The following is a 16,419-nucleotide window of genomic DNA, read 5'->3' on the forward strand; positions in this document are numbered from 1 at the left end:
CTGGTCTATTCCGCCCTGCAAACATGCCATCTGAAAGGCTGCCCCATGAGCTTTGAAACCCCCGGACCGGTCGAGGCCCAATTGCGCGAGGCGATCAGCCCGATCGAAGAGATCATCGAAGAGGCCCGCAGTGGCCGGATGTATATTCTGGTCGACCACGAAGATCGTGAGAACGAGGGTGATCTGGTTATCCCAGCGGAATTTGCTGATGCCGAGGCGATCAACTTCATGGCCACCTATGGGCGCGGCCTGATCTGTCTGCCCATGACGGCAGAGCGTGTCGAGCGTCTGGGTCTGCCGATGATGGCCGTGAACAACTCTTCCCGGCACGAGACAGCGTTCACCGTTTCGATCGAAGCACGTGAGGGAGTATCAACCGGGATATCCGCCGCTGATCGCGCGTTGACGGTGGCAACTGCGATCAACGAGCAGAACACCATGGCGCATATCGCGACCCCCGGTCATATCTTTCCACTGCGTGCCAAGCGGGGCGGGGTGTTGGTGCGCGCGGGCCATACCGAGGCCGCCGTTGATATCTCGCGTCTGGCGGGGCTGAATCCGGCGGGTGTGATTTGCGAGATCATGAAACAGGATGGCACCATGGCCCGCCTGCCTGATCTGGTCACGTTCGCCAAAGAGCATGGCATGAAGATCGGCACGATCAGTGATCTGATCAGTTATCGCTCGCGCAATGACAATCTGGTTGTGGAAACCTCGCGTGAGATGGTGAATTCAGAATATGGCGGCGAGTGGGAGATGCGGATTTTCACCGACCAGACCCATGGCATTGAACACGTTGTCATGATCAAGGGTGATATTACCACGCCAGAGCCGGTCCTGACACGAACCCATGCCTTGCATGAAGCGCCCGATATTCTGGGCCTCGGCCCAAAATCCTCGCGCGAACTGCCGCGGGCGATGGATAAGATTGCCGAAGAAGGGCGGGGCGTCGTTTGCCTGTTCCGTCAACCACGCAATTCGCTCTATGCGGCGGACGATGAGGGGCCGCGCACCATCAAGCAAACCGGTCTGGGCGCTCAGATCCTGTCTAAGATGGGTGTTCAGGAACTGGTGTTGCTGACGGATTCGCCGGAAACCGTGTATCTGGGGCTTGACGCGTTTGGCCTGTCCATCGTCGGCACCCGTTCGATCCTGAAGGAAGACTGATCATGGCTGAACAAGACAAGCACGGCATTCTGCCGACGCCGGCATTCGACAAACCGGTGAAGCTGCTGATCGTAGCCGCTCCGTTCTATCGCGCTATCGCTGACAATCTGATTGCGGGTGCCAAGGCTGAGATCGAGGCCGCTGGCGGTACCTGCGAGGTTGTCGAGGTGCCCGGCGCGCTGGAGATTCCCACCGCCATCGCCATGGCGGACCGTCAGTGCAATTTTGACGGCTATGTCGCGCTGGGCTGCGTCATTCGCGGTGAAACCACGCACTACGAAACCGTCTGCAATGACTCGAGCCGCGCCATCCAGCTGATGGGCCTGCAGGGGCTGTGCATCGGTAACGGCATCCTGACTGTCGAGAATGACGATCAGGCCGAGGTCCGCGCCAACCCCGAAAAGATGAATAAAGGCGGTGGCGCAGCTGCTGCGGCCTTGCATCTGATCGCGCTCAGCCGTAAGTGGGGCTCTTCCAAAAAGGGCGTGGGCTTCAAGCCGCCGTCCGAGTCCATCCTTGTGGCGGGCGACAGCAACGGATCCACGACAGCATGACCCAGACAGACGCGCCGAAACCGGCCAAACAGAAACGCCTGATGAAATCCGCCGCCCGGCTTTATGCCGTGCAGGCGCTGTTCCAGATGGAGCAGTCAGGCCAGACGACCGAACAGGTTGTGAATGAGTTTCTGGATCACCGGTTTGGCGCTGTCTATGAAGGCGAAGAAATGCTGGATGGCGATATCAGCGTCTTCCGCAAGCTGGTTGATGACGCTGTGAACTATCAGGCGCCCATCGACCAGATGACCGACCGGGCTTTGGTGGCAAAATGGCCCATCGCGCGCATCGATCCGACACTGCGCGCTGTGTTCCGTGCGGCTGGTGCAGAGCTGACCCAAAGCGATACACCGCCGAAAGTCGTCATCACCGAATTCGTTGACGTGGCGCGTGCGTTCTTCCCCGAGGGTAAAGAGCCCAAATTCGTCAACGCCGTACTCGACCACATGGCGCGCGAGGCCCAGCCCGAGGCGTTCTGACGCCTTTACCGCGACCAGACATGCGCTAAACTGAATGTCAGAGCGCAAGGAGGTTCGCCATGCCCAAACTGGTCCGTCTCTATATCACGCAGGTTGCTTGGGGTTTTGTCATCTCGGCTGTGTTTGTCGGGGTGCTGCTGGCACTCAACGTGGCTAATCTGCGCCACCTCATTACCAGTTCGGAAATCGGTCTGATCGCGCTTGCGATGATCTGGTTCATGAACGGGATTGTCTTTGCGGGTGTGCAGTTCGCCTATGCGATCATGAGCATGGCGGAAAAGCCCAACAAGCCACGCGGCGGAACACCTGTTGCACATGGGCTGAAGCCTGCGCCCATAAAGCAGGAAGCCCACGCAGGGCGCTGAATTTTTTGGAAAATATGTGGCGGGACCACCAGTCAACCGTGCGGTTTGATTCCCGAGGACCTGTATGTACAGGTGGGCGCCAGGTAATCAGGCCAGGACCTGAACAGAGCCAGCCCCCTCGGAATTGCTTAAGGCCACCAGAATGCTACCTGTCACAAGAAGGGCAGAACCCGCCACAGGCCTAACTAGGGCGTCTGACGGGTTCGCACAAGGGGTCAGGCGTCAACAGTTTCGTGCAAGGCTGTGCGCATCTTGCCGAAATGTTCGTCCCAACCATTGTCCAGCGCAAGGATCAGACCGAAAGCGTCGGCACCCTGTGGCAGACCTTCGTGAACCAGCGCGAGGCGGGTGCCGCCCGCAACAGGCTCCAGCGTCCATTTCACAACGCTGACGGCATCACCCATCGGTTTCACTGTGAATGTGTATTCCAGGTAATGCGGTTCACGGGCTTCGCGCACTTCACCCCAGATCAGAAGGTCTCCGCTCGTGGTGCCGAACATCTCGAGCTTTTCTCCTGCCGCAAGAGGGCGCTGTGGTTTATGGAACCATTCGGCCAGACGCTCGGGTTGGGTGAGGTAGGCCCAGACGGTTTCAGGCTCGGCACGCAGGAAGATGGTTTTCTGCAATACGGCGTTCGTCATTTCTTATTCCTTTCAATGGCTTCTTTCAGATTGGCAAGGCGGTCGTCCCAGAACCGGTCGAAGAAACTGAGCCAGTCCAAGACCGGAGCCATCCCTTTGGGTTCAAGGCGATTGATACGTTCACGCCCGCGAGCCTCGACGGTGATCAACCCGCCGTCCGATAGTACGGTCAGGTGCTTTTTGACGGCGGCGCGGGTCATGTCGAAGCGCTCGGTCAATTGCGCGATCGTCATATCCTGCGCCGCCAGCATCTGAACGATGTCGCGGCGGGTCGGGTCCGCCAGTGCGCGGAACGCGTTTTGGGTCTGTGTGTTCATCGGGCACCTCAGATTAGATACCATTTGGTTTCATATTATTGCGATACCAAATGGTACTGTGTCAAGTTGCTTGATTTTTGTTCACGAATTGTTCACATTTGAAGCATGACACTCGACCTGCAACCCGGACAGAAACTTGCGCGCGGCGTATCGCGTCACTTGGCGACCCATGGCTATGTTTCGATTGAAGAATTCGTCCCATCCCGCGGGCTGCGAGTGGATGTGATGGGCCTGGGCCCCAAGGGTGAATTGTGGGTGGTCGAATGCAAGTCCAGCCGCGCCGATTATCAGTCGGATTCCAAGTGGCAGGGCTATCTGGAATGGTGCGACCGATTCTTCTGGGCGGTTGATACGGATTTCCCGACCGAGCTTTTGCCAGCGGAAACAGGTCTGATCATCGCCGATGCTTACGACGCGGAAATAATCCGCATGGGGCCCGAAAGCAAATTGGCCCCTGCGCGACGCAAGAAGATGGTGCAGAAATTCGCAGTGGATGCGGCCCGTCGTCTGCAGACCCTGCGCGACCCTCGGATTTAATCTTTGACCGCCCGAGCTGCCTGCGCGGCCGCGCGGATTTCCTCGGCGATTTCTTCGGCTTCTTCAGGATCGAAATCCATTGGTATCTCGACACCGGGGCCTTCGATGAACAGGCGTACCATGCCATGATCGGTCGGGCCGATCTGCAGGTTCGCTTCGATATCGCGTTCGGTGTTAATACCCATGTTCGCCTCCGGGAAATGCGTCTTGGTGCTAACGTGCGATGGGTTGAGAATCAAGCGGACTATGAGGTCAGATAAAGCATGGAGACGATCACTCTCAGACCATTCCGCGCCGGGGATGCGCCGTGGTTGGTTGAACAACATGATGCGCTGTATACCCGCGACGAAGGATTTGATGACAGTTTTGGCCCTCTGGTGGCGCGCATCTTAGAGGATTTCATCGCGAACAATGATCCGGCTTGCGAACAAGGTTGGATCGCCGAGCGAGAGGGCCAAAGATTAGGCAGTATTTTCTGCGTCAAGCAGGATGATCAAACAGCCAAGCTGCGCCTGTTTCTGTTGGTGCCGGAAGCGCGCGGGAAGGGGCTGGGAAAACGATTGCTGACCACTTGTATGGGCTTTGCGCGTGACGTTAGATATCACGAGATGGTGCTTTGGACGCATGAAAGCCACGCGGCCGCCTGCGGGCTTTACCGCGCTTACGGATGGGAGCTGATTGACAGCAAGCCGGTGCATTCTTTCGGAGTCGATCTGGTCGAACAAAGCTGGCGAATTCGGCTTTAATCCCCTTGCAATCCCCGCACGCCTTCGCTAAATCGCCCTTCACGAGTGCCGCCTTAGCTCAGTTGGTTAGAGCGCTGGATTGTGGATCCAGAGGTCCCCTGTTCAAGCCAGGGAGGCGGTACCATTTCCCAAAACCTCAGAACGGTTTGCCCTATGCAAGTCTTTCGGTATATCCGGTGCTTGGCAAAATCCGCATCCTGAAGACATGAGCATGACATGCCGGAAAAACATTCCATAGACATCCGCAGAAGCGCACGCCTGAGCGTGGCACCCATGATGGATTGGACTGACAAGAATTGCCGGTATCTGCATCGTTTGCTCAGTGCTGAGACCCTGCTTTATACTGAAATGGTCACGGCACCCGCTCTGGTGCGCGGCGGCGCGCTGCATCTGCTGGACTATAACCCGCAGGAGCATCCGGTTGCGCTGCAGCTAGGAGGTTCGGACCCGCAGGAACTCGCGCAAGCGGCACAAATGGGGGCCGAGGCCGGATATGACGAGATCAACCTGAACTGTGGTTGCCCCTCGGACCGGGTCCAGTCCGGGACCTTCGGCGCGGTGCTGATGCGTGAGCCCGAAAGGGTTGCAGACTGCGTTGCGGCGATGCGTGAAGTGGTGGACATCGAGGTCACTGTGAAATGCCGCATCGGCGTGGACGAACAGGAACCCGCGGAGGTTCTGCCTGCATTCCTTGACCAAATCCGCTCGGCGGGATGTGATCGGGTCACGATCCATGCGCGCAAAGCCTGGTTGCAGGGGCTAAGCCCAAAAGAAAACAGGGATATTCCGCCTCTGGATTATGAGCTGGTGCACCGGATGAAGGCGGAATTTCCGGATATGCATATCTCGATTAACGGCGGTATCACGTCGCTGACGCAGGCGCAGGAGCATCTGAAGGCCGGGTTGGATGGCGTCATGATCGGGCGCGCGGCCTATCACCAGCCGACGGATATTCTGGCTGCGGCTGATCCGCTGATTTTCGGAACTGGGAAGGTTGCCGACCCCATCGAGGTGGTGCAAGACATGCTGCCCTATGTCGAGGCGCATCTTGCCAAAGGTGGAAGACTGCACCAGATCACCCGGCATATGCTGGGGCTGTTCGCAGGACGTCCGGGTGCGCGGGTCTGGCGGCGGATGCTGTCCGAGGGTGCCGTGCGTGAAAACGCGGGACCGGAAGTGATCTTGCAGTCTCTGGACTCCGTCGCGGGGGTGTCACAGGTGGAACGGGTGGTTTGAGACGGCCCTGGGCCGGTATGGGGGAATAATGCCCGAGACGATGTTGCTGGCCCAGATGCTGGGCCTTTTGCTTGTGATCGGCGCCTTTGCCGGGGTGCTTGCCGGGCTGCTGGGCGTGGGTGGCGGAATCGTTCTGGTTCCAGCTTTTTTCTATGCCTTTCAAACGCTTGGATATGGCGGGCCGCAGTTGATGCAATTGTGTCTGGCAACATCTTTGGCGACGATCATTGTGACCTCAATCCGGTCGGTATTGAGCCACAACAAAAAAGGTGCTGTCGACTGGAGCATCTTGCGCGGTTGGGGACCGGGAATCGCGGTGGGGGCGGTGATTGGTGTTCTGGTGGCGTCAGCACTACGTACGGAACTGCTGCAGGCGCTGTTTGGTGTGCTTGGTATGGTAATCGGCATCTATCTTGGCCTGGGGAAATCCGAATGGCGGTTGGGGGATGCTATGCCAAAGGGGGTGCGCCGGGCCGCACTCTCACCCTCGGTCGGGTTTCTCTCGGTTTTGATGGGCATTGGTGGGGGCAGCTTCGGCGTCCCGCTGATGAGCCTCTATAACATCCCCATCCACCGCGCGGTGGCTACCGCTGCCGGATTCGGTGTGATCATCGCGGTGCCCTCGGTGATTGGATTTATGTTTCTGAACATCGCGCCGGAACACCGGCCACCATTGACCATCGGAGCGGTCAATCTGGTGGCCTTCGGCATCATCGTCGCCATGACCATGATCACCACGCCCTGGGGCGTGAAACTGGCCCACGCGATGGATCCGAAACCGCTGAGGCGGGTCTTCGCAGTGTTCCTGACTCTGGTTGCGCTGAACATGTTGAGAAAGGCATTGGGGTGGTAGAGGCCTTTCACCACCGGGGATGGGTGAAGTTCCCTTACGAACAGGCTTTGGCGGATTGGGTCGAGCATGCTCTGCCTGTGGCACGAACCTCCGTCACTGATCCGGCGCATGCTGAATGGCATGATTGCGAGGGGACGTGGTTCATCGGGGTCGATGCGTTGGAAAATGACGTGCAGGGCAGGGTGGCTGGCTCTCCGGCTCTGGCTGGGTCGGCGATTGCGCTGGCGCATCAGCAATATGGGCCGATTGATCTGCACAAGGGGCAGGTCTCGGTGATTTATCCGGGTTACCCGCGGCCCCGGCGCGGCGAAAGTGAAGGCGCTGCGCGATATCGCGCTCGGCGGGATGCGGCACATGTGGACGGATTGAAGCCGATGGGGCCTGACCGGCGGCGGCGAGTCGATGAACCGCATGCGTGGATATTGGGAATCCCGCTGACTGAGGCCAGTGCTGATGCAGCTCCAATGGTGGTTTGGGATGGCAGTCACAAAATTCTTGGTGAGGCGTTTCGCGCGGCGCTGAAGAGTATTCCGCAGGATCAATTGGCAAGCGACGATATCACCGACATCTATCAGGCTGCTCGGCGTGAAGTGTTCGAGACCTGCCCGCGAATCGAACTGCCTGCGCGCCCGGGTGAGGCTTATCTGCTGCACCGCCATTGCCTTCATGGCGTCGCGCCCTGGGCCGAAGGGGCGCAGGCCGGGCCCGATGGCCGGATGATCGCCTATTTCCGCCCCGAGCTTCCCGGTGGAGTGGCGCAATGGCTCGAATCCCCGTAACTTCCTGCCATTCTTTGGTTTTGGAGGGTTGGTTCGATGATTACGGTTCACACAAACGCCGATGGCACCCTGATCGAGGTTGAACTGTCGGGCGAAGTCACCAGCACCGATTATGCGACAACGCTTGTCCCCGCGATCGAGGCTGCACTGGAAGAGCATGACGCCATTCGCCTTCTGGTAATCGTGACATCCGAGTTCAAGGGATACGATCTAGGTGCGGCCTGGTCAGATACGAAGCTGGGGCTCAGCCACTGGCGCGGGTTCGACCGGATTGGAGTTGTGGCCGATCAGGGGTGGGTACAAACCAGCGTCCGTCTGGCCGCGCCGATCCTGCCTTGTCCGGTGCATGTGTTCGACATATCCGAACTGGAAGGAGCCCGCCGTTGGATTCGCGAATCCCTGGGCGCGATCCATGTGACCGATCTGGGCGGTCCCTGTATTCAGATCAGCCTGATGGGAAAACTCGATTCCGAAGAATACAAGCAGGCGCAGATTGATCTGGACGCGTTGTTGCAAAACCGCGAAGGATTTCGGCTGCTGATTGATCTGCGGGAATTCGACGGCTGGCAGGGATTGACGGCGATGGGCGCGCATTTCCGCCTTGCCGCCGGGCATATCGGGCAACTGGATCGCGCCGCGATTGTCGGCGACAAGACCTGGCAGAAGATGGCGCAACGTATGGCGAGCCACGTTCTGGGCACCCGCACCGAGTATTTCCCTGCGGAGGATTATGAGCACGCCAAATCCTGGTTGGCTGCCGGCTGATCCTTCAAGGCTTTAAAGGTACGATCAAAGTGACGCGGCGTTACAAATCACGCAGCGTTTATCCGTGTGATTTCGGCAAGGCATTGAAGTGTCATAAGGAAACTTGGGCGACGAAGTTTTCTGCTAAATTATCGCAGCTTTTCCCCCTTATTCCCCCTCCGCGGTTCACTACATGCGCCGCATTGCTGCTAACAACCCAGATTTGCAGGTGCGCTGTATTGTTGACCTCATGAGGTGAGCAACCGCTGGCATTTGTCTGGACTCGGTGGGAGGAAAAAGATGCTTTTGAAGAAGTTGCTTTCCAGTGTTTTTGACGGAAGTTCTGTGTCCGCGTCACCACGCAATCGGTCGGGGCACGATCTGTCCCAGCAGATCAATGACAGGAATCGGATGGAAAAGACCGAGATTATGGAGCTGTTTCAGCGTGATCTGTCGCCAACGCCTGAGTTCTACAAAGCCCGAGAAAAGCAACGACCTGAAATACGCAGATGATCAGTCACGATTCAGTCGCGCGGCACGTCCGCCGCGGCGCTTTGCCAGACGCGGTTTGCGGTCCGGCAATTCCTGCATGATTTCTGCACGTTCGGAACTGTCCATCTTGGACCAGCGGGTGATCTCATCAATAGTACGATAACACCCGGTGCAGATGCGTTCGGTCGGATGAACAACGCAGATCTGGATGCAAGGGCTTTCGACCTCGTCCCGTTTCCAAACCATGTTTGTCATCTGCGTTCCCTCATCCGTCAAAGAAAGCGCAACCTATCCAGCGCCCCTTGCAAGATATAACCAGCTGCGACGTGATCAATAACCTGTCCGCGACGCTTTCGTGTCGTATCCGCCTCAAGCAGGGCCTTTTCTGCGGCAACGGTGCTCAGACGTTCGTCCCAGAAACCGATGGGAAGGTTCGTCAGGCGGGTCATATTTCGCGCAAATGCACGGGTGGACTGGCACCGGGGTCCTTCGCTGCCATCCATATTGCGGGGCAGGCCGAGGACGATTCCGCCGATCTCACGCTCGGTCACGATTTCGATCAGCCGTGCGGAATCCAGGGTGAACTTTTTGCGCCGGACCGTCTCAAGCGGGGTGGCCACGCCGCGCATCCGGTCCGAGACGGCAACGCCGATGGTCTTCTCACCCAGGTCCAGCCCCATCAGGGCGGACATCGGAGCCAGAGACGCAGCGAAATCTTCGAACGCGTCATGGATCATTGCGCGATTCCGGCTTGCAGCGCGGCAGCGTCAATCATCTGCAGCGCCTCGGCGTCGCCAGCGAACACCTCCATGGCCTCGTTTCTGATGTCTATGGCGCGCTGACCCTCGCCCAACACACCCAGAGCGGCAATCAGGCGTGCCCATTCTTCAGGCGTTCCGCCTTCGGTCGCCAGACGATCCGAGAGGCCATCAACCATGCCCCGTATCATCTCCTGTCGTTCTTCCGGCGACATCTCGGCGGCAGCACTTACGTCGTCCTGACTGGGGCCGGATGCTGCGGAAAAGTCGGGCGCGTTGAACACCCCGGCGCGGAAGGCCAACTCATCGATCTGTGCGCGGATCGCGCTCGCCCAGGGCGCGCCAGCTGGGGCGTCGTTCAAGGTCTCAAGCCAAACGCGATAGGCCATGTCAGGCCGCCCGGTTTGCGCCAGCATCTGACCCCAGTAGTACCGGGCCGGGCCGAGGGTCGGGTCACGCTCCAGCGCCTGACGCAATGCGGTTTCAGCTTCGGGAGAGACATATCCTCCGGCAGCCAGAATCATCATTTCAGCCAGATCAGAATAAGCTTCGGCCGGAGCGTTCGCGCCAGACAGCTCAATGACTCGCGATTGCGCTTCGTAGCCTGCCTTGAAATTTCCGGCGTTGGTTTCGTGCTGCGCCAGAAGGATATGCCCCTGCAGATCATCCGGGCGTTCGGCCACAGTTTCACGCAGGCGGTTCAGCAAGGTGGCATAGTTTTCTTCCAGTGGAGGCACCTGAACCGGCGGTGCCAATTCCTCGGATTCAAGCTGGCTGAGACGGTTGGTGCGCAGATCGTCGGCCATCTCCAATCGGGCGGTCAACGGCATGTCAGGGAAACCTGCAGCCCCCATCTGGCGATACATCGCCAATGCGCCACCCACCAGTATGATTGCTATCAAGATCAAGGCGATGACGGAAACTGCGCGCGATGGCCCCGCAGCCGAGGCCTCGCCCCGCATCTGTGCATCCGCGGCCAGAATGCGGCGTGAGATTTCGGTGCGCACGCGTTCGGCGTCTGCGTCAGCGATCACGCCACGCGCCAAATCCCGATCAACGCCCGCAAGCTGTTCGCGGTACACCCTGAGGTCATAGGCAGCTGCCGGCTCTTCCAAACGGCGGCCGCGCAACAGAGCGAACCCCAGAAATCCGGCGATCAGCAGGGCGATGAGGAATATGAGAACCCAGAACGGCATGGTCCCTCCGAAAATGTTGCCCTGATTTAGACCTCTGAGCCCGCCGACAAAAGGGACAAATGGCCGCGAGGTGCGCTCATGTCGCAATAGTGCATTATTGCGACGTTGTGCGGCGTGGGTAAACTGTCCGGGCACGGCATATCTGCGCCCAATCACCGAACCGGATGGATTCGCTTATGAAACACTACTCAGCCTTTGCTGTGGCGCGTGAAGCGCTGCGCTATCACACCGGGTGGGAACGCGCCTGGCGTTCGCCCGAGCCGAAGAAGCGTTATGACGTCATCATCGTTGGTGCCGGCGGGCATGGCCTGGCGACGGCCTATTACCTGGGCAAGAACTACGGCATCCAGAATGTTGCCGTGATCGAGAAAGGCTGGCTGGGCGGTGGCAACACCGGTCGGAACACGACTATCATCCGGTCGAACTACCTGCAGGACCCGTCGGCGGCGATCTACGAAAAGGCGCGTAGCCTGTATGAAGATTTGAGCCAGGAGCTGAACTATAACGTCATGTTCAGCCCACGCGGCGTGATCATGCTGGCGCAGACTCAGCATGAGATCCGTGGTTATCAGCGTACGGCGCATGCGAACGCACTGCAGGGTGTGAAAACCGAGTGGATCGGCCCCGAACGTGTCAAAGAACTGGTGCCGATCATCAATCTGGAAGGCCCGCGCTATCCGGTTCTGGGCGGGCTCTGGCAGGAACGTGGCGGCACCGCGCGGCACGATGCCGTGGCATGGGGCTATGCCCGCGCCTGTTCAGCCATGGGCATGGACATCATCCAGAAATGCGAAGTCACTGGCGTACGGTCCGAGAACGGTCGTGTTGTTGGGGTCGACACCACAAAAGGGGCCATCGACTGTGACAAGCTGGGCGTTGTAGTTGCTGGACACTCGGGTCAGTTGGCCGAGATGGCTGGCTTCCGTCTGCCGCTGGAAGCCGTTGCGCTGCAGGCGCTGGTCTCTGAGCCGATCAAACCCTGCATGGATGTGGTCGTGATGGCCAATACCGTTCACGGCTATATGTCTCAGTCCGACAAGGGCGAGATGGTGATTGGCGGCGGTACGGACGGGTTCAACAACTACACCCAGCGGGGCTCGTTCCATCACATCGAGGAAACCGTCCGCGCATTGGTCGAAACCTTTCCGATGATCTCGCGTCTGAAAATGCTACGCCAGTGGGGTGGGATTGTGGATATGACCGGCGACCGTTCGCCCATTCTGTCGAAAACACCGCTGCAAGGCTGCTTTATCAATGCGGGTTGGGGCACCGGTGGTTTCAAGGCCATTCCGGGGTCGGGTTGGGGCATGGCACAGCTGATGGCTACGGGTCATTCGCCGCTGACCGAAGCCTTCTCGTTGGACCGCTTCAAAGAGGGCCGTTTCATCGACGAAAGCGTCGCGGCCGGGGTGGCGCACTGATGAAGATTTTTCGTCGAAAAATCTCGCACGCCCGTCATGCAGATTTCGCAGGCAGCCTCGTCTCGCCTGCTGCCAAGAGGATGATCACATGCTGATCCTGAATTGCCCTTATTGCGGCGTCGATGCCGAAGAAACTGAGCTGGCCGCTGGCGGCGAGGCGCATCTGAAGCGTTATGGCCCGGGCTCGTCGGATGATGAGTTCCACGACTATCTGTTCATGCGCGAAAACCCAAAAGGCGTCCATTTCGAACGCTGGCGTCATGCCAATGGATGCGGCAAGTGGTTCCACGCCGCGCGCTGCACGAATACGCTTGAGGTCTTTGGCACCTATCCGGCGCAGACCACCGAACCGCCGCAAGAGATCAAGGACGCCATCACCGCCAAACGTCCCGGCTGGACGTGGAGAGAATACGAATGATCCACACAGCCATCCGTAATACCGCCTGCGAAAGGTCCGCATCATGAGCACCCGTCTCGCAAAACAAGGCCGCCTGATCGATCGGTCTAAAAAGGTTTCTTTCACCTTCAACGGCACCTCTATGCAGGGCTTCGAGGGTGACACGCTCGCGTCTGCCCTGTTGGCCAATGATCAGATGATGATGGGCCGTTCGTTCAAGTACCACCGCCCGCGCGGCGTTGTCGCCAGCGGTGCGGAAGAGCCGAACGCTCTGGTCGGTCTCGGTGAGGGCAACCGGTTCGAGCCGAACCAGCGCGCCACCACGACCGAGTTGTTCAACGGCCTGACATCCGTGTCGCAGAACCACTGGCCAAACCTCGAGTTCGACATCGGGTCAATCAATACCCATTTGTCGCGCTTTCTGCCGGCTGGCTTCTACTACAAGATGTTCATCCATCCGAAGCCATTCTGGAAGCACGTCTACGAGCCGTTTATCCGTCAGTCTGCAGGTCTGGGCAAAGCGCCGGACAAGGACAACCGAGATGCGGACACCTATGAGCATTTTTACCACTTTACCGATGTTCTGGTGATTGGTGGCGGTGTCGCAGGTTTGCAAGCCGCCAAGGTGGCGGCCCAGTCCGGTGCCAAGGTGATGCTGATCGAGCAGACCGCGCATTGGGGCGGTCGCGCTCCGGTTGATGGCGGAACCATCAACGGTGAGCCTGTGGATAAGTTCGTGGAACAATTGGTTTCCGAACTCGAAACAATGGACAACGTGATCATACGCAATCGCTGCATGGGCGCGGGGGTCTATGACCACGGTTATGTGCTCGGGTATGAGCGCCTGACAGACCACAAGCCGGGTACGCAAGGCCCACGTCATCGCCTGTGGCGCATTCGTGCGAAACAGGTCGTGACCGCGACCGGTGCCATCGAGCGTCCGCTGTCATTTGCGGGCAACGATGTGCCGGGCGTCATGCTGGCGTCGGCCATGCGCGACTATGTTGTCAACTGGGGCGTAACACCGGGTGAGCGCGTGATTGTCGCCACCAATAATGACGACGCTTACCGGACCGCGATCATCCTGAAACAGGCCGGTGTGGATGTCCTGCGTGTGGTTGATGCGCGCGACACGGCCGGCCCCCTCGCCGAAGAGGCGCGTCAGCTGGGTATCCGCGTTGATCCCGGCAAGGCGATCGCCAAGGTCAAAGGTGGCAAGCGTGTCAAGAAGGTTGCCATCTGTAATCAAGAGGGAATTGGCGGCGCTCGGGAAGAGGTCGAATGTGACGCGGTCGCCATGTCGGGCGGTTGGTCCCCGGTCGTGCATATGTGGTCGCATTGCGGTGGCAAGCTGATCTGGGATGAGGCCAACGCGCATTTCCGCCCCGACCCATCGCGTCCTCCGCTGGGTGCCGATGGCGAAGGCTTCGTGCTCGCCGCTGGAGCCTCGAACGGTCCGCTGGCTTTGGGCGAAGTTCTGACCGATGCGGATGCGGCGGGTAAAGCGGCAGCCAAGGCAGCCGGGTTCAGCGCGAAGCGCACCAAAGCGCCGGTTGGCGAAACCATGGCCGAAGCCCCGATGGCAGCCGTCTGGCTGATGCCCTCGAATGCCGAGATTGGCCTGCGCATGAAATCGTGGCTGGACTTCCAGAACGACGTGAAAGTTTCGGACGTTCAGCTTGCCGCGCGCGAAGGCTATGAAAGCGTCGAACACACCAAGCGTTACACAACGCTCGGCATGGCGACGGATCAGGGTAAATTGAGCAATATCAATGGACTGGCGATCCTTGCTGACGCACTGGATTCAGAGATTCCGAAGGTCGGCACCACCACCTTCCGTCCGCCTTACACGCCCATTTCGATGGCGTCGATTGGCGGTGAGGCGCGTGGTGAGGTGTTCCAGCCGATCCGTCAAACCCCGATGCACAACTGGCATGATAAGAATGGTGCTGATTGGGAACCGGTCGGCCATTGGCGCCGTACATACGCCTACGTCCGTCCCGGTGAATCCGTGCATGACGCGGTGAACCGTGAGGTCAAGAACACCCGCGAAAACCTCGGTCTGCTGGATGCGTCGACACTGGGTAAACTGATCGTCAAAGGTCCCGATGCCGGTAAGTTCCTCGACATGATGTACACCAACATGATGTCCACGCTGAAGGTCGGCAAATGCCGCTATGGCCTGATGTGTTCCGAGAACGGCTTCCTGATCGATGACGGCGTTGTTGCCCGCATCGACGAAGATACATGGCTGTGCCACACCACCACCGGTGGGGCCGAGCGTATCCATGGTCACATGGAAGAATGGCTGCAAACCGAATGGTGGGACTGGAAAGTCTACGTCGCCAACGTCACCGAGCAATATGCTCAGGTCGCGGTGGTTGGCCCCAATGCCCGCAAGATGCTGGAGAAACTGGGCGGCATGGATCTGTCGAAAGAGGCGTTGCCGTTCATGGAGTGGCGCGATGGCAAGATCGGCGAATTCGACGCGCGAGCCTATCGCATCTCGTTCTCGGGTGAGCTGTCCTATGAAATCGCTGTTCCTGCCTCTCAGGGGCAGGCGTTCTGGGATGCTTTGATGGACGCAGGCAAAGAGTTCGGCGTAATGCCTTACGGCACCGAATGTCTGCACATCCTGCGGGCCGAGAAGGGCTTTATCATGATCGGCGACGAGACCGACGGCACCGTGATCCCGCAGGATCTGGGGCTGCATTGGGCGCTGTCGAAAAAGAAAGAGGACTACCTCGGCAAGCGGGCCCATTCGCGTAGCCATATGGCTGATCCTGAACGCTGGAAACTGGTCGGTTTGGAGACTGTGGATGGATCGGTTCTGCCCGACGGTGCTTATGCAGTAGGCGAGGGCGTCAACGCCAACGGTCAACGCAACATGATTGGACGTGTCACCTCGACCTACTACTCGGCCAATCTGGTTAAAGGTATCGCCATGGGCCTGGTCAAGCACGGCCCTGACCGTATGGGCGAGATTATCGAATTCCCGGGAACGGACGACAAAACTTACAAAGCCAAGATCGTGGACCCGATCTTCTATGATAAGGACGGGGAGAAGCAGAATGTCTGAACCCATCAGCGCACTGAACCACGCCAGCTATGACGGTATCGCCAAGGTCGAGGAATGCGGCCTGCAAGGCATGATCACGCTGCGCGGAGACCTGTCCGACAAGGTGCTGGCCAAGGCGGTCAAGGACGCCACCGGGCAGAAGATGCCTGGTCAGCGAGAGGCTCTGGTCGAGGGTGATACTGGCGTGTGCTGGATGTCCACCGACGAGCTACTGGTGCTTGTGCCCTATGCTGAGGTGGAGGCCAAACTGGCCGCGATGACCAACGCGCTTGGCGGTACGCATGCGCTGGCCGTCAATGTCTCGGATGCCCGTGCGGTGTTTACGGTCTCGGGCAGCAAAGCGCGCGAAGTTCTGGGCAAGGTTGCTCCGGTCGACCTGTCTCTTGCGGCGTTCCAACCGGGCCAGATCCGCCGTTCGCGCCTCGCGCAGGTGGCTGGTGCCTTCTGGATGGACGACGCCGAGACCTTCCGCATCGTTTGCTTCCGTTCCGCCGCGGATTATGCCTTCAAACTGCTGAAGGTTGCGGCGCAGCCTGGCAGCGAGGTCGGGGTTTATTAAGCCCTGATCGCCTGATGATATGTGGGTGCGGGGGCTTTGCCCCCTCGGCCTTCGGCCTCAATCCCAAGGCACTTCTGTCTAAATGAAAGTCGGATCTCT

General features: G+C 59.0%; 20 protein-coding genes and 1 tRNA gene. 15 read left to right on the forward strand and 6 right to left on the reverse strand.

The genetic code is table 11. The features are described 5' to 3' along the window. Window positions 1-45: 45 nt before the first annotated feature. Genes ribB through ACR0NF_RS01855 form a run of 4 tightly spaced genes read left to right on the forward strand, consistent with a single transcriptional unit; the run spans window position 46 to window position 2,565 of the window. Window positions 46-1,167, forward strand: a complete 1,122-nt coding sequence (ribB, locus tag ACR0NF_RS01840) for a 3,4-dihydroxy-2-butanone-4-phosphate synthase (RefSeq protein ID WP_480666710.1) — start codon at window positions 46-48, stop codon at window positions 1,165-1,167. Window positions 1,168-1,169: 2 nt separating this feature from the next. Then, window positions 1,170-1,721, forward strand: coding sequence for a 6,7-dimethyl-8-ribityllumazine synthase (locus ACR0NF_RS01845; protein ID WP_480469376.1), 552 nt, complete (start codon window positions 1,170-1,172; stop codon window positions 1,719-1,721). Further along, complete coding sequence (nusB, locus tag ACR0NF_RS01850; protein WP_480657272.1) at window positions 1,718-2,200, forward strand: transcription antitermination factor NusB; 483 nt, start codon at window positions 1,718-1,720, stop codon at window positions 2,198-2,200. Before ACR0NF_RS01845 ends, nusB begins: the two co-directional genes overlap by 4 nt. Window positions 2,201-2,259: 59 nt before the next feature. Continuing rightward, window positions 2,260-2,565: a hypothetical protein gene (locus ACR0NF_RS01855; RefSeq protein WP_480657273.1), complete on the forward strand. Its 306-nt coding sequence runs from the start codon at window positions 2,260-2,262 to the stop codon at window positions 2,563-2,565. A 215-nt stretch (window positions 2,566-2,780) separates the two neighbouring features. On the opposite strand, the gene ACR0NF_RS01860 is transcribed toward ACR0NF_RS01855, so the two are convergent. Both ACR0NF_RS01860 and ACR0NF_RS01865 read right to left on the reverse strand, forming a co-directional pair. Continuing rightward, window positions 2,781-3,206: an SRPBCC family protein gene (locus ACR0NF_RS01860; protein WP_480777678.1), complete on the reverse strand. Its 426-nt coding sequence runs from the start codon at window positions 3,204-3,206 to the stop codon at window positions 2,781-2,783. After that, window positions 3,203-3,523, reverse strand: a complete 321-nt coding sequence (locus ACR0NF_RS01865) for an ArsR/SmtB family transcription factor (protein WP_480469380.1) — start codon at window positions 3,521-3,523, stop codon at window positions 3,203-3,205. Before ACR0NF_RS01865 ends, ACR0NF_RS01860 begins: the two co-directional genes overlap by 4 nt. A gap of 105 nt (window positions 3,524-3,628) precedes the next feature. On the opposite strand from ACR0NF_RS01865, the gene ACR0NF_RS01870 reads away from it, so the two are divergent. Continuing rightward, window positions 3,629-4,060, forward strand: coding sequence for an MmcB family DNA repair protein (locus tag ACR0NF_RS01870; RefSeq protein ID WP_480657275.1), 432 nt, complete (start codon window positions 3,629-3,631; stop codon window positions 4,058-4,060). Here the strand turns inward: ACR0NF_RS01870 and ACR0NF_RS01875 are convergent. Continuing rightward, window positions 4,057-4,245 (reverse strand): DUF6324 family protein, encoded by a 189-nt coding sequence (locus ACR0NF_RS01875; RefSeq protein WP_480657276.1) that lies wholly within the window; start codon window positions 4,243-4,245, stop codon window positions 4,057-4,059. The two genes, ACR0NF_RS01870 and ACR0NF_RS01875, sit on opposite strands and share 4 nt — an antisense overlap. A gap of 78 nt (window positions 4,246-4,323) precedes the next feature. Here ACR0NF_RS01875 and ACR0NF_RS01880 point away from each other — a divergent pair, with 78 nt between their 5' ends. The 6 genes from ACR0NF_RS01880 (at window position 4,324) to ACR0NF_RS01905 (ending at window position 8,439) form a co-directional block, all read left to right on the forward strand. Then, window positions 4,324-4,806, forward strand: coding sequence for an N-acetyltransferase family protein (locus tag ACR0NF_RS01880; protein ID WP_480657277.1), 483 nt, complete (start codon window positions 4,324-4,326; stop codon window positions 4,804-4,806). Window positions 4,807-4,853: 47 nt separating this feature from the next. Continuing rightward, window positions 4,854-4,930: transfer RNA gene (locus ACR0NF_RS01885), tRNA-His, on the forward strand. 92 nt (window positions 4,931-5,022) lie between these two features. Then, complete coding sequence (dusA, locus tag ACR0NF_RS01890) at window positions 5,023-6,042, forward strand: tRNA dihydrouridine(20/20a) synthase DusA (protein WP_480777679.1); 1,020 nt, start codon at window positions 5,023-5,025, stop codon at window positions 6,040-6,042. Window positions 6,043-6,070: 28 nt separating this feature from the next. Beyond that, a complete protein-coding gene (locus ACR0NF_RS01895; RefSeq protein WP_480777680.1) occupies window positions 6,071-6,895 on the forward strand; it encodes a sulfite exporter TauE/SafE family protein in 825 nt (274 codons plus the stop codon). A gap of 23 nt (window positions 6,896-6,918) precedes the next feature. Further along, a complete protein-coding gene (locus ACR0NF_RS01900) occupies window positions 6,919-7,674 on the forward strand; it encodes a hypothetical protein (RefSeq protein WP_480469386.1) in 756 nt (251 codons plus the stop codon). A 36-nt stretch (window positions 7,675-7,710) separates the two neighbouring features. Next, complete coding sequence (locus tag ACR0NF_RS01905; protein ID WP_480777681.1) at window positions 7,711-8,439, forward strand: SpoIIAA family protein; 729 nt, start codon at window positions 7,711-7,713, stop codon at window positions 8,437-8,439. 492 nt (window positions 8,440-8,931) lie between these two features. Here ACR0NF_RS01905 and ACR0NF_RS01910 read toward each other — a convergent pair whose 3' ends face one another. Genes ACR0NF_RS01910 through ccmI form a run of 3 tightly spaced genes read right to left on the reverse strand, consistent with a single transcriptional unit; the run spans window position 8,932 to window position 10,864 of the window. Next, window positions 8,932-9,165, reverse strand: coding sequence for a DUF1289 domain-containing protein (locus tag ACR0NF_RS01910; protein ID WP_480469389.1), 234 nt, complete (start codon window positions 9,163-9,165; stop codon window positions 8,932-8,934). Window positions 9,166-9,182: 17 nt separating this feature from the next. Further along, a complete protein-coding gene (gene ruvX, locus ACR0NF_RS01915) occupies window positions 9,183-9,647 on the reverse strand; it encodes a Holliday junction resolvase RuvX (RefSeq protein ID WP_480469390.1) in 465 nt (154 codons plus the stop codon). Next, entirely contained in the window at window positions 9,644-10,864 is a 1,221-nt protein-coding gene (gene ccmI / locus ACR0NF_RS01920; RefSeq protein WP_480469391.1) for a c-type cytochrome biogenesis protein CcmI, read from the reverse strand. Before ccmI ends, ruvX begins: the two co-directional genes overlap by 4 nt. Before the next feature lie 176 nt (window positions 10,865-11,040). Between ccmI and ACR0NF_RS01925 the strand changes: the two genes are divergently transcribed. The 4 genes from ACR0NF_RS01925 to ACR0NF_RS01940 all read left to right on the forward strand — a co-directional run bounded on the left by ACR0NF_RS01925 (window position 11,041) and on the right by ACR0NF_RS01940 (window position 16,320). Then, window positions 11,041-12,285, forward strand: coding sequence for a sarcosine oxidase subunit beta family protein (locus tag ACR0NF_RS01925; RefSeq protein ID WP_480469392.1), 1,245 nt, complete (start codon window positions 11,041-11,043; stop codon window positions 12,283-12,285). A gap of 88 nt (window positions 12,286-12,373) precedes the next feature. Next, entirely contained in the window at window positions 12,374-12,703 is a 330-nt protein-coding gene (locus ACR0NF_RS01930) for a sarcosine oxidase subunit delta (protein ID WP_480469393.1), read from the forward strand. A 43-nt stretch (window positions 12,704-12,746) separates the two neighbouring features. Continuing rightward, window positions 12,747-15,761 (forward strand): sarcosine oxidase subunit alpha family protein, encoded by a 3,015-nt coding sequence (locus ACR0NF_RS01935; protein ID WP_480777682.1) that lies wholly within the window; start codon window positions 12,747-12,749, stop codon window positions 15,759-15,761. Continuing rightward, window positions 15,754-16,320 carry a sarcosine oxidase subunit gamma gene (locus tag ACR0NF_RS01940; protein WP_480777683.1) on the forward strand — a complete coding sequence of 189 codons (567 nt, stop codon included), beginning with the start codon at window positions 15,754-15,756 and terminating at the stop codon, window positions 16,318-16,320. Before ACR0NF_RS01935 ends, ACR0NF_RS01940 begins: the two co-directional genes overlap by 8 nt. Window positions 16,321-16,419 lie beyond the last annotated feature (99 nt).

It is taken from the genome of Ruegeria sp. CF4, from assembly GCF_056537345.1.